Below are 14,249 nucleotides of genomic sequence, written 5' to 3'. Positions count from 1 at the left end.
CCGGTTGGGGGGGTGGTGGGGGGGGTGGGGGGGGGGGGGGGGGGGGGGGGGGGGGGGGGTGGGGGGGGGGGGGGGGGGGGGGGGGGGGGGGGGGGGGCCCGCCCCCCCCCGCGTCCTACTCCTCGTCCTCGTCGTCCAGCCGCGCCAGCCACGTGGCCAGGCGCTCCACCGGGACCTCGAAGTCGGGGTTCAGGTCGACGAACGTGCGGAGCTGCTCCGCGAGCCACTCGAAGGTGACTTCCTGCTCGCCGCGCCGCTTCTCCAGTTCCTCGATGCCTCGGTCGGTGAAGTACATGGGTGCTCTCCTGCTGCCTGCATGGGTGAAGGCCCGGTGATGGGCGTCTACCAGCCTAGGCCGAAGGCAAAGGGTGCCGTCGGCGACGGGTAGGGCTCGGCCCGGCGGGGAAGGACTCCTTCCCCGTGAAGGGAAGCGGCGATGTCTTCCCGCCCCGGAAGGACGGGAAACCACGAACGGTACGGCGCCGGGAGCACACGGGGCTCGGGGGAACGGGGGAGCGGGATGGAGCAGGACGCTACGCGGATAGCGCGGGTGCGGCTGCCGGACGGCACGCCGGTGTGGGCGCGGATCTCGGGCGCCGATGAACTGGCCGTGCCGTCGGGAGAGTTGTCGTACACGGACACCGGATTCGCCGAGCGCGTGGAGGCGTCGGTCGAGAGTCTGAACGCGCTGGTCCGCGGAGTGGCGCGGTCCCTCGCCGAGCCGTTGCGGGCGGTGCGGCCCGACGAGGTGAGCGTCGAGTTCGGCATCGAGCTGACGGCGAAGGCGGGCAAGGTCGTCGGGCTGCTCGCGGACGGGGAGGCGAAGGCGGCCATCACGGTCACCCTGAGCTGGAAGGGCGGCGGCCCGCCCGATCCCGGCGTTCCGGGCACCCCCGAAGGCTCCGGCGCGTCCGGCGGCGCCTCGGTGCACGGGGGCGCCCAGGGAGCCGGGGCCGGGAGCGCGGAATGACGGAACGGCACGACGGGGGCGCATCCGGCGGCTGGGATCCGGCCCACCACGCGCTGCGTGAACTCGTGATGGCGGCCACCGTACGCATCCATCGCACAGGTGTCGGGTATGCCCCGGAGGAGTCCGGGGCGTTCCTCGGCAGTGGCTTCTTCATCGCACCGAACTGGGTGCTGACCTGCGCCCATGTGATCCACGGCGGGGAAGGGGGCGAGGTGGCGGTGGTCTATCAAGCCGGTCCCTACGAGGAGCCCCGCGCGGTGCCCGGCCAGGTCGCGGCGACCCTCCCGGACCACCTCGACGGTCCCGTGCGGGGCGGCTGGCCCGCTCCCGACCTGGCGCTCGTCCGGCTGCGCGAGCCGGTGGACCACGACTGCGTCTTCGTGTCCGAACGCCCGGCGCCGCACTTCGCCGAGGGCCGCGTCTTCTACGCCGGCTGGACCTCCTACCAGGGCCGTCCGGAGATCCTCGACGGATTCCTCACCGTGCGCGGCACGATCGGCGGCTGGTCCACCGGCGCCCAGATGCGCCTCGGCGAGAACGACCTGCCGCCCGGGGTCTCCGGCGGACCGGTGATCGACCCGGTGCGCGGCGAGGTGGTCGGTGTCCTGAAGTCCCGCGCAGACCACGGCACGGGCGGCACGTCGATCGGCATCGAGCGGCTGCGGATGCTCCAGGTGCCACCGGACACCGCGCCCGCCCGGCACCCCGACCCCGGCCGCCCGCACGATCCCCACACCCACCCCCACGACCTCTACCAGGCCGTCTTCCACGCCCACGACCGGTATCACCGCGACCGGCAGCAGCCCGCCGACTCCCGCCGTCCGACCTGGTCCGATCTCCAGAGCGAGTTGCGGGCCCGGCCGGGCCGGACCCTGAGCCCCGACGAGCGCGGCGAACTGCTCGGGCGGCTGGCCGATCTGCCGCCCCCGGTCAGCACCCGCGGCCTGCTCGACCTCCTCGACTCGCTGCCGAACTTCCGCCTGCCGCCCCTGTCCCCGGCCCCGCGCGGCTGGCGGGACGGCCTCGGCGTGCTGTACGAGACCGCCCGGCAGGACGGCGCGCTGCGACTCGTCCTCGACTACGCGATGCGGGTGCTGATCGCCGAGCGGCCGCCGACGCCCAGCGTCCTCGCCGCCGAACAGGCCCTGTGGGACTGGATCAAGCAGGCCGCGACGGCCCTCGACAGCGGGTACCGCCGGGACATCGCCCGCCGGCGGGAGGAACACCTCGGCGACCGGCAGCGCGGCCGGCACGGCCGCGCGTCCGCCGACCGGCTCACCGTCGGCGCACCCGTCGAGCGGGCCCGTGCGCATCCGCGCGATCTCGCGCGCGAGCGGTCCGTGCTGCTGGAAGTGGTGCGCAGGGGCTGGGAACCCGACCGCTGCGACTGGTCGATCTCGGTGGCCCGGCCGGACGGCGAGGCGACCCGGCTGTACGAGGGGCAGCGCGTCCCGCTGGACGGGCTCGGCGCGTATCTCGCCGGCCCCCTCGCCGAGGCCTTCCGGCGCTGCGACGAGCCGGGACGGCCGGTCACGCTGCAGGTGGCACTGCCGCACCTGCTGCTCGGCATGGCCGTGGACGAGTGGCGCCCGCGCCCCGGCGCCGCCCCGCTGGGCGCCGAACGCCCGGTGGTGGTCCGCTGCGGCGACCGCGACCAGTTGCCCGCGGAGGACGACGACGGGTACGGCGCCTCCGGCGGGCGGCACACCGACCCGGACGGCCACCGGTCCCCCTCCTCCGACGAGGAGTTCGAGCGCCGTGACCGCTGGCACCGGGTGCATGCGCAGCACGCCCAGGCCGAGGTGCTGGACTGCGACGACGGGGTCCGCAGGCCCGTCCCCGAGGCGACGGCGCTGCGCGGCCTCGCGCCCCGGACCGTCCCGGTGCTGTGCCGCCAGGGAGACCAGCGCTACGAGGACGACGCCACCGCGCTCGGCCGGCTCGCCCGCGCCGGGTACGGCGTGGTGCTGTGGCGCCGGTCGAGGCGCCAACCCGACTCCGTGTGCGGGGAGTTCCACCGCGGCGCCAAGGTGACCGTGGACGACGGCGACGGCGCCGGGGCGCTGCCCGAACTGGTGCACGGACTGCGCGGACAGGTCCGCGCGGGGCTCACCGAGGCGTTCTGGGCCGACGGAATAGCGCTGTTGTACGACGATCCGCACCAACCCCTGCCCGGTTCCGGCGACCTGCTGGAGGCGCCGTGAACCGGCGCGCCCTGTGCGCCTCCGGCACTTACCAGGTTTCCTGAAGGTCGATAACGTGAGGCAGATTCGACGGCTGCCGTGGGGACGGACGAGTGACGACGAGGACCGGACATGACCGAATCCAGTGAGTGGCTCATCTACCGAGGCGCCGGCGAACCCCACGACGGAATGAACCGGCTTCCCCCGCCGCCGCCCTGGCGCGACTTCTCGGGCCGGGACGCGGCGGACGGCGGCGACGGCTCCCAGGGCCGAAGGCTCGGCGCCCACCGGCATCTGGCCGAACTGCACCGCCCCGGCGCCGAGGAGCTGGAGATGATCAACGCGGCGCTGTACCTGCGGCGTCCGCTCCTGGTCACCGGCAGTCCCGGCGCGGGCAAGAGCACCCTCGCCCACTCGGTTGCGTACGAACTGGGCCTCGGCGACGTCCTGCGCTGGTCCATCGTCAGCCGCTCGGCACTCCAGGACGGCCTCTACCACTACGACGCCATCGCGCGCCTGCAGGACGTCCAGATCGCGGCGCAGGGCGGCGACACCTCCCGCCCGGACGAGACCGGGGACAGGGCAGACGCCGGCGGGACCCCGGGCGCGGTGGAGGCGATCGGCAGCTACATCCGGCTCGGCCCGCTCGGCACGGCCCTGCTGCCGTCGGACACCCCGCGCGTGCTGCTGATCGACGAGCTGGACAAGAGCGACATCGACCTGCCCAACGACCTCCTGAACGTCCTGGAGGAGGGGGAGTTCGAGATACCCGAACTCCAGCGGATCGCCGACCGGCTGCCCGACGGCGAGGCCGAGGTGCTCACCGCCGACGGCAGGAAGGTCCGGGTCCGGGACGGCCGGGTGCGCTGCCGGGCGTTCCCGTTCGTGGTGCTGACCAGCAACGGCGAGCGGGACTTCCCGGCGCCCCTGATGCGCCGCTGCATCCACCTCGAACTGGACCGGCCCGACCACAACCGCCTCGCCACCTTCGTCCGCGCCCACCTCGGCGACGAGGCGGCCCGCGCCGGCGACGACCTGGTCAACCGGTTCCTGGAGCGCTCCCGCAGCGAACTGCTCGCCGCCGACCAACTGCTCAACGCCATCTTCCTCACCGACGCGGCCGCCCCGCCCAGCCGCGACCGTCTGGCCGACCTGCTCATCCAGCGACTCGACCGCCCGAGGTGAGGCGCTGATGGCGGACGCAGGGGCACGCCCCGACCCGGTCCCGCCCGAGCGGTCACCGGGCGGCCCCTTCCTGCCCGCTCCCGACGGGCAGGCGCAACCGCCGCGTGCCACGGGTGAGCCCGGTGGGCCCGTGCCGCCGGCCCCCGACGGGCCGGCGCCCCCCGCATCTCCGGCGCCCGGCCCCGCCGCCCCGGGCGCCCCGGAGGCGCCCGGTCTCCCCGGCACCGAGGCGCCCGGTCTCCCCGGCACCGAGGCGCCCGGTCTCCCCGGCACCGAGGCGCCTGATCTCCCCGGCACCGAGGCGTCCGGGACCGAGGCGCCCGCCACCGATGCACCCGGCACCCAGGCTCCCGCAACCGAAACACCCGCCACCCAGGCGCCCGCCACCGAGGCGCCCGCCACCCAGGCTCCCGGCGACGATGCTTCGCTCACCGAACTCGTCCGCCGTCTGCGGGAGATCGGGCTGGATCCGGACACCGAGGGGCTCTGCGACGCCCTCTGGCTGGCCCGCTGGGCGCGTCCCGCGGCCGTGCCCGAGTGGGAAATGCCGAGCCCGGGGCCGGCCGGAGGCCCGCACCAGGGGCCCGGCGTCCCACCGAAGGGCCCGGACCGGGACACCGCGGACCCGGACGCCGCCGAGCGGGCGGCCCGGTCGCGGCCCGCCGGGCCCGAGGGCGCCGGAGCCGACCGCCGCGCGCCCCTGTACCCGGTGCCGCAGCCGGGCGCGGGCCAGGGCCGGTCCGGTGGCCGGATCACCGGTCTGCCGGTCGGAGTGCCCGCCGCCCCCGCCCTGCCGGCGCCGCTCGAACTCCAGCGCGCATTAAGGCCGTTGCAGACCTACCGCAGCGCCGCGCCGCCCCTGCGCACCGAGCTGGACGAGACGGCCACCGCCGAGCACAGCGCCCGCGCGGGCGGCCTGATCCTGCCGGTGTACCGCGCGGTCGTCCGGGGCGACGCCCGGCTGCAGCTGGTCCTGGAGGCCTCGCCGTCGATGCGGGTCTGGGAGCGCATGTTCTCCGAACTGGTCCAGGTCTTCGGCCAGCTGGGCGCCTTCCGGGACATCCAGATCAGCCATCTGCACACCGGCCCCGACGGCGAGGCGGCCGTCAGCCGCAGCCCCGACGCGCACGCGGCTCCGCTGCACACCGCCGACCGTCTCAGCGACCCGACCGGCCGTCGTATCACCCTGCTGGTCAGCGACTGCGCGGGCCCGCTGTGGCGCAGCGGGCGCGCGCACCGGCTGCTGCACCAGCTGTCCCGGCAGGCCCCGGTGGCCGTGCTCCAGCCGCTGCCGCAGCGCATGTGGAGCCGCACCAGGCTGCCCGTGACCTACGGCGAGCTGAGCCGGGGCGAGACCCTGGGCGGGGCCACCGCGCTGCGGCTGCGCACCCCGGCCGGAACGCCCGCGGGCGGCGGACGCGGCGCCCTGCCGGTGCCCGTGCTGCCTCCGGAACCGGTGGCGCTCGGGGCGTGGGCGCGGCTGCTGGCCGGGATCGGCGCCGGGCCGGTCGCGGGCGCCGTGGGCTGGGTGCGCGCGGACCAGCGGCCCGCACCGGAGTCCCGCCCCGGCCGCCGGCCCTCGCCGGTCGAGCGGGTCAGCAGGTTCCAGTCCGTCGCCTCCCCGGGCGCCGCCCGGCTCGCGGTCTTCCTGGCCGCCGCGCCGCTCTGCCTCCCGGTGATGCAGCTGGTGCAGCGGACCATGCTCCCCGACTCCGGGCCCTCCGAACTCGCCGAGGTGCTGCTCGGCGGCCTGGTCACCCGCGCCCGCGAGAACCGCGCCGCGCAGACCACGGACGGCACCCAGTGGTACGAGATGGAGCCGGAGGTCCAGGACGCCCTGCTCGACACGCTCGGCCGTGACGAGGCGCTGCTCGTCCTCAAGCACTGCTCCGAGTACATCGAGCAGCGTTTCGGCAAGGGCGGCCCCAACTTCCCGGCCCTCGCCCTCGCCCAGCTCGGCGACGGCGGCTCCGGACGGCCGTACACCCCGCCCGGCTCCCGCTACCCGGCCCGGGGCGGCGAGAACGGCGACGCGACCCTGGTCCCGCAGCCGTTCGCCGAGGTCGCGGCGCGGGTGCTGGAGCGGTTCATGCCGCTGCCCGAGCAGTTCCGGCTCTACGGCGGCCGTCCGGCGGCCGAGCGGCCGGGGGAGCGCCGTGCCCACCAGGCCGTGGGCCGGGCCCGTGCGCTGCTCACGCGGTTCGACGCCGAGGGCATGGTGCAGGACCTGATCGACGCCGTGCAGCTGCTGCGCGGCGCGACCGAGCACGAGGAGCCCGCGGGCGCCGATCCGGAGCTGTGGGCGGAGTACGCGAACTGCACCCTGCGGCTGTGGGAGGTGCAGGGCGGCGGCGCCGATCTGCTCCGGGAGGCGGAGACGGCGGCGGAGCGGGCGGTGGCGCAGCCGCACGCCCTGCGCGAACGGGCCGCGGTGGCGCGGGTGTTGCGCGCCACCGCCACCGACCGCAGGCGGCACGGCGACCGGGCGGGCGCGCTGGATCTGCTGCGCCGCGCCGACCGGGAGTACGCGGTGGCCTGCGGCGCGCCCGATCTCGGACAGCGGGAGGCGCTGCGGCTCACCCTGGAGCGGGTGGGCGCGCTGGAGGCGCAGTGGCGGCTCGGCGGCGACAGCGCGGTGCTGCAGGGGGCGGTCGGCATGCTGGAGGCCTTCGCCGACGCGTGGCCGGACCGCCGGCACCGGCCGTCCGAACTGCCGCTCGCCCACGGCCGGATCCTGCTGCGGCTCGCCGAGGCCACCACCGATCCCGAACAGGCCCGCGGTCACGCGGAGCAGGCGTCCCGCTCGCTGCGCGACGCGCTGGCGGCCGATCCGGGGGCCGATGCCGAGGCCGCCGACCGGGTCCCGGTCCAACTGGACCTGGTGGACGCGCTGCTGCGCGCGGGCGGCGCCCTGGACGAGGCCCAGGACCGGATCGACGAGGCGCTGCGGGCCACCCGCAGACGCGCCCAGCGGGCCGCCCTGCGCCTGCGGGCCGGGCGGGTGCGGGTCGCCCGGTACGCCGAGACGGGCGATCCGCGCGAACTGCAGGAGGCGGCCGCCGCGTTCGCGGCCGCGGCGGCGGAGATGCCGCGCGACGACGCCGGTTATCCGCAGGTCCTCGCCGAGTGGGGTGAGGCGCTGCTGCGCCGGGCCGGCTCCGACCGCGCCGACGACCGCGCCCGGGAGGTCCTGTCACAGGCCGTGCGGGTACTGCGGGACTGCCGCCGGGAGACCCCCGCCGGCCATCCGGAGACCGGTCACCGGCTGCTGTTGCTGGGCCGCGCGCTGATCCTGCGCTTCCGGCTGCGCGGCGACCGGGTGGACCTGCGGGAGGCGGAGCACGTGTTCGGGCTGGCCGCCGAGGAGGCGGTCGACCCGTTGCTGACCGCCCGCTGCCGGCTGGAGCTGGGGCGTACGCAGTACGAGGCCTACCGGAGCCTTAGCCGTCCGACCCGTCTGGACGAGGCGGTCGACGCGTTCCGCGCGGCCGCGGAGTCGGCCCGCGAGGCGGCGGCCGAGGCCCCAACCGAGCGCGGGCGTCAGGAAGCGTCCGTGCTGGGGGCGCAGGCCCACCACTGGCGGGGTATGTCCTACGAGGCGGCCGCGCGCCCGCGGGCCGCCCGCGAGGCCTACCGGGCCGCCCGCACGGAGTGGTCCCGCCTGCCGGAGGGCACGCTGGTCACGGACGAGCCGACGGCGCGGGACACGGCGGAGCGCCTGGCGGTGCTGGGATGACCGCACGGCCGGAGCGAACCGGCACATCGGGCGCACGAAGCACGCGAGGCACACGACCCGCACGAGGACCACAGGGAGAGGGACGGGGAGACACCATGGCGGACGAGCCGCTGCCGGAGCTGCTGGACATGGACCTGGAGGAGCTGCGGACCGTGCAGCACCCGGTGCTGAGCGAGGTCCTGGAGAGTCTGCGTGAACGGGCCGAGCGGCCGAGCGAGATGCTCTGGGGCTTCAACAACGCGATGTGAGCCACCTGGCGCTGTCAAAGATGAGCGCCTCCGGTCAAATGAGGTCGCAAGTGCGGCTAGAAATGGGCAACTTCGATCGATCCGGGTTTGCGTCCGGCCACCGACCGGGAATGCGGCCTGACACGGGTGGAAAGGCGTACGGCATGGGGGTGCTGGAGTGTCCGCGACCGGTCACCCCTTCCGCCAGTTCATCGTGAAGATGCACGGCCGCTGCAACCTGGCCTGCACCTACTGCTACCTCTACGAGGGCCCCGACCACACCTGGCGCACCCGCCCCGCCGCCCCGCCGCCCGAGGTCCTGGACCGCACCGCGGACCGCATCGCCGAACACGCCCGCGCCCACGCCCTGTCCACGGTCTCCCTGGTCCTGCACGGCGGCGAACCCCTGCTGGCCGGCGCCGGCACCCTGGGCCGCTTCACCGACGCCGTCCGCGCCCGCGTCCCCGCCGGCTGCACGGTCCGGGCCACCGTCCAGACCAACGCCACCCTCCTCACCGAGGACCGCCTCACGGTCCTGGCCCGGCACGGCATCCAGGTCGGCATCAGCCTCGACGGCGGCCGCGCCGAGCACAACGCGCGCCGCGTCGACCACGCCGGACGCCCGTCCTGGCCCGCGGCCGCGCGCGGGGCACGGCTGCTCGCCGAGCGCTTCCCGGAGTCGTACGCGGGCATCCTGACCGTCGTGGACCCGCGGCCGGACCCGGTCGAGACGTACGACTCCCTCCTCGAACTCCGGCCGCCCGCACTCGACCTGCTGCTCCCGCACGCCAACTGGTCCGCGCCGCCGCCGCACGCGCGGGGCCCCGGATACGGCGACTGGCTCTGCGCCGTCTTCGACCGCTGGTGGTCGGCCGGGCGGCGGGAGACCCGGGTACGGCTCTTCGAGGAGTGCCTGGCCCTGCTGCTGGGGCTGCCTGCCGCCACCGAGTCGCTCGGCCTGACCCCGTTCGACGCGCTGGTGGTGGAGACCGACGGTTCGATCGAGCAGGTCGACTCGCTGAAATCGGCGTACGAGGGCGCGGCGCGCACCGGCCTGGACGTCTTCCGGCATCCTTTCGACGAGGCGCTCCGCCACCCCGGCGTGGCCGCCCGCCAGGCCGGCACCGCCGCTCTCGCCGCCGCGTGCCGGGCCTGTCCCGTGCTGACCGTCTGCGGCGGCGGCCACTACGCGCACCGGTACCGGGCCGGACACGGCTTCCGCAACCCCTCGGTGTACTGCGCGGACCTGGAGCGTTTCATCCGGCACGTGGCGGGACGGCTCGCCGCGGACGCGAAGCCGGCCGCGGCCGCGCGCGAAGGGGGCACCCCGTGATCCTCCCGGAGGTCCCGGACGAGGCACTCGCCGAACTCGGCCGCACGGAGGGCGGCGCCGGCACGCTCGGCCTGCTGGTCCGCGACCAGGACACCCGGCGGCTGCTCCTGCTGCGCGCGGTGCTGGACGCGGCGCAGGCCGCGGACCCGGCGATCTGCCCTCCGGCGGCCCGGGCACGGCTGAGGGACGACTGGGCGCTGCTGGCGGAGGCCGACCGGGCCGCCGCCGCGGACCGGCCGGCGCGAGCCAGGCTCAGGGATCCGCTGATGGGCCCCTGGGCCCGCCGCTGCCTCACCCGCCTCGACCCGCGGAGCGCTCCGCCCGGCCCCGGCCCGCGTCGCGAACTCGCCCACGACCTCGCCTACTTCAGCGCGGTGACCGCGGTGGCCGCGGCACGCGCCGGAATCCCCTTCAGCACCGCACTGACCGCCCGCGACGGCGTCCTCGTCCTTCCGTCGCTGGGCGCCCTGCGCACGGCGGAGAGCGGCGACGCACGGGTCCGGGTGACCTGCCGGGACGGCCGGATGACGCTCGGCCGGACCACCGTCCGGCTGGAGCAGGGCGGCGGCGCCTGGTCCGGATCGCCCGCCTGGACCCCGGCCTACGCCCTGCCGGGCCTGGTCCCCGGGGCGGCCCCCATGCCCCTGGACGACCTCGACCCCTACCGGGTCCCGCCCCGCGAACCCGACCAGTACGCGCTGAGCGGCCCGGCCGGTCCCGACGAGGCCGCACGCAAACGGTGGCTGCACACCTGGTCCGGTACGGCCGCCGCGCTGCGCTCCGGCGGCGAACCGCGACTGCTGGAGACGCTGACGCTGCTGCGTTGTCTGGTCCCGCTGGAGATGCCGCCGGGCGCGGGCGGCCGGGGCAGCTGCAGCGGGACCAGGCGCGAGGCCTTCGGGGCCCTGCTCAGCAGCGTCCCCGCGACTCCGGTCGCCTTCGCGGCCACGCTCGTCCACGAGTTGCAGCACACCAAGCTGGCGGCCCTGAGCGAGATGGTGGAACTGCACCGGGCGGGCCCCGCGGCACGGTACTTCGCACCCTGGCGTCCCGATCCGCGGCCGTACGACGGCCTGTTCCAGGGCGCGTACGCGCATCTGGCCCTCGCGGACTTCTTCCAGCGCCGGGCCCTCGCCGTGGACGCGGCGCGCGCCGAGGGGGCGTGGGCCCAGTACGCCCGCTACCACGCCCAGGTCGGCGCCGCCCTGCCCGCCCTGGCCGGCTCCCCGGACCTCACCCCCCTCGGCCGCCGCTTCGTCGAGGCGATGGCCGCGGCCCACGAACGGCACGGCGAGCGGCCCGCGCCCCGGGGACACACGGCGCGCGCGCAGGCGTACGTGAAAGCCGTGCGTGCGCTGTGGACCCAGCGGCAACCCCGTGGTGAATACCGGAAATGACGACTTCTCAGGCCGCACTGCGCGAAGATCGACGGGCCGAGGTGCGGTTTCGGACGGCGGCCGGGGAGACCCGGTCCTGGCTTGCGCGGCCGCCGTACTCCCCAGAGCCGCGGCGACGCTCTAGGATTTTATGACTACGCGTGGAGGCCGTCGCATGTCTGAAACTCGTACGCCGGTCAGGCCGACCGAGAGGGGGGCCGCGAGGCAGACCGTCACGATCAGCTTCGCCGGGTTCAACCGGGCCTGGGCGGCGTGGATCGGGGACAGGCTGGAGCGGCGGGGCGTCCGGGTCGTCTACGTCCGCTGGGACTCCCCGGCCGAGGAGTCCCTGGTGGACCTCCTGCGCGGACTCTCCCTGGCCGAGGGCCGGATCCTGATCCTGGTCAGCGAGCGCTACTTCCAGCTGGGACCGCGGACCTTCGACGAGTGGAACGCGGCGCTGCGCGAGGTGGTGGCCCCCGACCCGACCCGGTTCGCCGCCGTGTCCGTCACCAACAGCCCGGTGCCCTCGGCCGTGGCCGTGCTGGGGGCGGTCGACCTGACCAACATGGGCGCCGACGAGGCGGAGCGGCGGCTGCTGGACCGGCTCGACCTGCCGGACGACGGCAGGCAGACCGCCGAGAACGCGCGCGGTCCGCGCTTCCCGGCCGCGATGCCCGAGGTGTGGGGCGGGGTGCCCCGCCGCAACACCCGCTTCACGGGCCGCGAGCCCCTGCTGAACAGCGCCTACCACCTGCTCCAGAACAGCGAGCCGGGCGCCGGCGTCCTGACCCTGCACGGCATGCCCGGGGTCGGCAAGACCCAGCTGGCGGCCGAGTACGTCTACCGCTTCGGCTCCGAGTACGACGTGGTGTGGTGGGTCAACGCGGAGAGCCGGGTCACCTACCGCCGGCTGCTGGCCGAGCTCTCCACCAGACTCGGCCTGGCCACGGGTGACGAGTACGGTGAGCGGCTGCGCGCGGTCCGCGACTCGCTCCGCCGGGGCACCCCGTTCTCGCGCTGGCTGCTGATCCTGGACGGTGCCGACGAACCCGACCAGATCTGGGACCTGGTGCCGACCGGCCCCGGCCACGTGATCATCACCTCCCGCAACCCCGAGTGGGGCGAGCACAACAGCAAGCTGCTGGAGGTGGCGGTGTACGACCGTGACGAGTCGGTCGCCTTCATCCGGCGCCGCGCCCCGCGCCTGACGGACGCCGACGCCGACCAGCTGGCCCAGGTCCTGGAGGACCTCCCCCTGCTGCTGGACCAGACGGCGGGCTGGCTGAACGACTCCGACCTGTCGGTCGAGGAGTACATCGAACTGCTGGAGGACGGCGTCGACCCGGACGTCGTCAAGGTGTCCGCCGACTTCCCGGTGGCCTTCCAGACGGCCTGGGCGATACTGCTCAACAAGCTGCGCGAGACGGTCCCGGAATCCGTCGACCTGCTCCGGCTGTGCACGTTCTTCGCACCGGGCTTCATCCCGGTCCGCATGCTGCGGGAGATGTCGCACGACGACCTGCCCGAGCAGCTGACCCGGCTGCTGGACGATCCGCTGCTGTGGAACAAGGCCATCAACCAGCTGCGCACCTATTCCGTGGTGCGCCTGGAGTCCCACGAGATCGGCGTCGAGGAGACCCCGTCACCCGGCGAGTCGCTCTACCTGCACCGGATGGTCCACCAGATCGTCGGCAAGGACATGCCCGAGGCGGACCGCCAGGACTTCGTCGACGTGGTGCGGCGCGCCCTGGCCGAAGCCGACCCGGGACGGCCCACGGACACCCGCAACTGGGAGGCGTACGCCGAGCTGGTCCCGCACCTGAAGTACGCCGACGTCCTCAACAGCACCGACCGCAAGGTCCAGCTGCTCGTCCTCAACTGCCTCCGCTACATGTGGTGGGCGGGCGAGTACACCTCGGGCTGGAAGCTCGGCCGGCGCACCGTCACCGCCTGGCGGGAACTGCTGGGCGAGTCCCATCCCCGGGTCTGGGAGGCCACCCACCACTACGCCAACCTCCTGCGGTCCGCCGGACGGTTCGCGGAGACCGAGGAACTCGGCCGCGGCGCCATGGAGCACCTGCGCCGCGAGCGCGGCGAACGGGACCTGGACTACCTGCGGGCGGCCAACGGACTCGGGGCCGACCTGTGGAGCCTGGCCAAGTACGACGAGGCGCTGGCGCTGTACCAGTGGCTGTACCCGGCCTACCGGGAACTCCTCGGCGAACAGGACTCCCGGACCCTCAGCGCCCTGAACAACCTGGGCTTCGTCCACCGGCTGCGCGGCCAGTACGAGGAGGCCCGGAGGATCGACCAGGAGACCCTGGAGACCCGCCGCCTCGTACTGACGGGACGGCACCTGTTCACGCTGTTCTCCGAGGTGTCCTACTCGATCGACCTCAGGCTGCTGGGCCGCTACGCCGAGGCCGAGTCCATCCAGGCACGGAACGTGCGCGAGTACCGCAACGTCGGCGGCAAGGGCAACCCGGACGCCCTGCGCGCCGAGCACAACCTGGCGCTCTGCCAGCTCAGGACCGGGGACCGGGCCGCGGCCGGCACCCTGCTCACCCAGGTACTGGAAGGGTACGAACGCAGGCTCGGCGACACCCACTTCGGCACCCTGGCCGCCGCGGTCAGCCACAGCTGCTTCAACCGGGAGCACGGCGACATCGACCTGGCCCGCGAGACCAGCGAGTCCGTCCTGGCCCGGTACGAGCAACTGCTCCCCGAGGGCCATCCGTTCATCCTCGGCGCCCGCGCCAACCAGGCGCTGATCCTGCGCAACGTCGGCGAACGCGAACACGCCCACGTCCTGATCGAACAGGCCCTCGCCGACATGGCGGAGGCCGTCGGCGAGGAGCACCCCTACACCCTCGGGTGCGCCGTCAACGCCTCCGGGCTGCGCAACCTCATCGGCGAGACGGAGTCGGCGGCCGAACTCAGCAGGCTCACCATCGCGCGGGCCACCGACACCCTGGGGCGCACCCACCCCCTGACCCTGTCCGCCCGCGTCGCCCACGCGGCCGACCTGCGCGGGCTGCGCTCCCGCCAGCAGGCGGAGAAGGTCGAGCAGGAGGCCCTCTCCGACCTGGAGGCGACCCTCGGCAAACAGCACGTCCACACCGTCTCCGCCCGCTCCCGCAACCGCCCCTACTGGGACTTCGAACCGCAGGCCAGCTGAGGCGGGCCGGAAGGGCGAAGGGCCCGGCCCCCGTCACGGGGGCCGGGCCCTTCACTGT

The 14,249-nt window shown here is 75.0% G+C and carries 9 protein-coding genes; 8 read left to right on the top strand and 1 reads right to left on the bottom strand.

Annotation, left to right across the window (positions count from 1 at the left end):
- Positions 1 to 115: 115 nt before the first annotated feature.
- A complete protein-coding gene (locus tag ACIRQ9_RS38550) occupies positions 116 to 295 on the bottom strand; it encodes a DUF6104 family protein (protein ID WP_351321803.1) in 180 nt (59 codons plus the stop codon).
- A gap of 225 nt (positions 296 to 520) precedes the next feature.
- On the opposite strand from ACIRQ9_RS38550, the gene ACIRQ9_RS38545 reads away from it, so the two are divergent.
- From ACIRQ9_RS38545 to fxsT, 8 genes are all read left to right on the top strand, one after another.
- A complete protein-coding gene (locus ACIRQ9_RS38545; protein ID WP_404184890.1) occupies positions 521 to 970 on the top strand; it encodes a CU044_2847 family protein in 450 nt (149 codons plus the stop codon).
- Positions 967 to 3,174, top strand: a complete 2,208-nt coding sequence (locus tag ACIRQ9_RS38540; protein ID WP_404184887.1) for a trypsin-like peptidase domain-containing protein — start codon at positions 967 to 969, stop codon at positions 3,172 to 3,174. The genes ACIRQ9_RS38545 and ACIRQ9_RS38540 overlap by 4 nt, the downstream gene beginning before the upstream one ends.
- Before the next feature lie 111 nt (positions 3,175 to 3,285).
- On the top strand, positions 3,286 to 4,338 hold the full coding sequence (locus ACIRQ9_RS38535) for an AAA family ATPase (RefSeq protein WP_404184884.1): 1,053 nt from the start codon (positions 3,286 to 3,288) through the stop codon (positions 4,336 to 4,338).
- A 7-nt stretch (positions 4,339 to 4,345) separates the two neighbouring features.
- On the top strand, positions 4,346 to 8,074 hold the full coding sequence (locus ACIRQ9_RS38530; protein WP_404184881.1) for an SAV_2336 N-terminal domain-related protein: 3,729 nt from the start codon (positions 4,346 to 4,348) through the stop codon (positions 8,072 to 8,074).
- Positions 8,075 to 8,169: 95 nt separating this feature from the next.
- Positions 8,170 to 8,322: an FxSxx-COOH cyclophane-containing RiPP peptide gene (fxsA, locus tag ACIRQ9_RS38525; protein WP_351936624.1), complete on the top strand. Its 153-nt coding sequence runs from the start codon at positions 8,170 to 8,172 to the stop codon at positions 8,320 to 8,322.
- A 199-nt stretch (positions 8,323 to 8,521) separates the two neighbouring features.
- Entirely contained in the window at positions 8,522 to 9,634 is a 1,113-nt protein-coding gene (locus ACIRQ9_RS38520; protein WP_404184896.1) for an FxsB family cyclophane-forming radical SAM/SPASM peptide maturase, read from the top strand.
- Complete coding sequence (locus ACIRQ9_RS38515; RefSeq protein WP_404184893.1) at positions 9,634 to 11,031, top strand: aKG-HExxH-type peptide beta-hydroxylase; 1,398 nt, start codon at positions 9,634 to 9,636, stop codon at positions 11,029 to 11,031. The genes ACIRQ9_RS38520 and ACIRQ9_RS38515 overlap by 1 nt, the downstream gene beginning before the upstream one ends.
- Before the next feature lie 154 nt (positions 11,032 to 11,185).
- Positions 11,186 to 14,191 (top strand): FxSxx-COOH system tetratricopeptide repeat protein, encoded by a 3,006-nt coding sequence (gene fxsT, locus ACIRQ9_RS38510; RefSeq protein WP_404184877.1) that lies wholly within the window; start codon positions 11,186 to 11,188, stop codon positions 14,189 to 14,191.
- The last annotated feature ends 58 nt before the right edge of the window (positions 14,192 to 14,249 follow it).

This window comes from Streptomyces sp. NPDC101237 (assembly GCF_044767465.1).
GTDB lineage: Bacteria > Actinomycetota > Actinomycetes > Streptomycetales > Streptomycetaceae > Streptomyces > Streptomyces gramineus.
The sequence above is the reverse complement of the archived record's forward strand: the minus strand, read 5'-3'. Positions and strand labels throughout refer to the sequence as shown.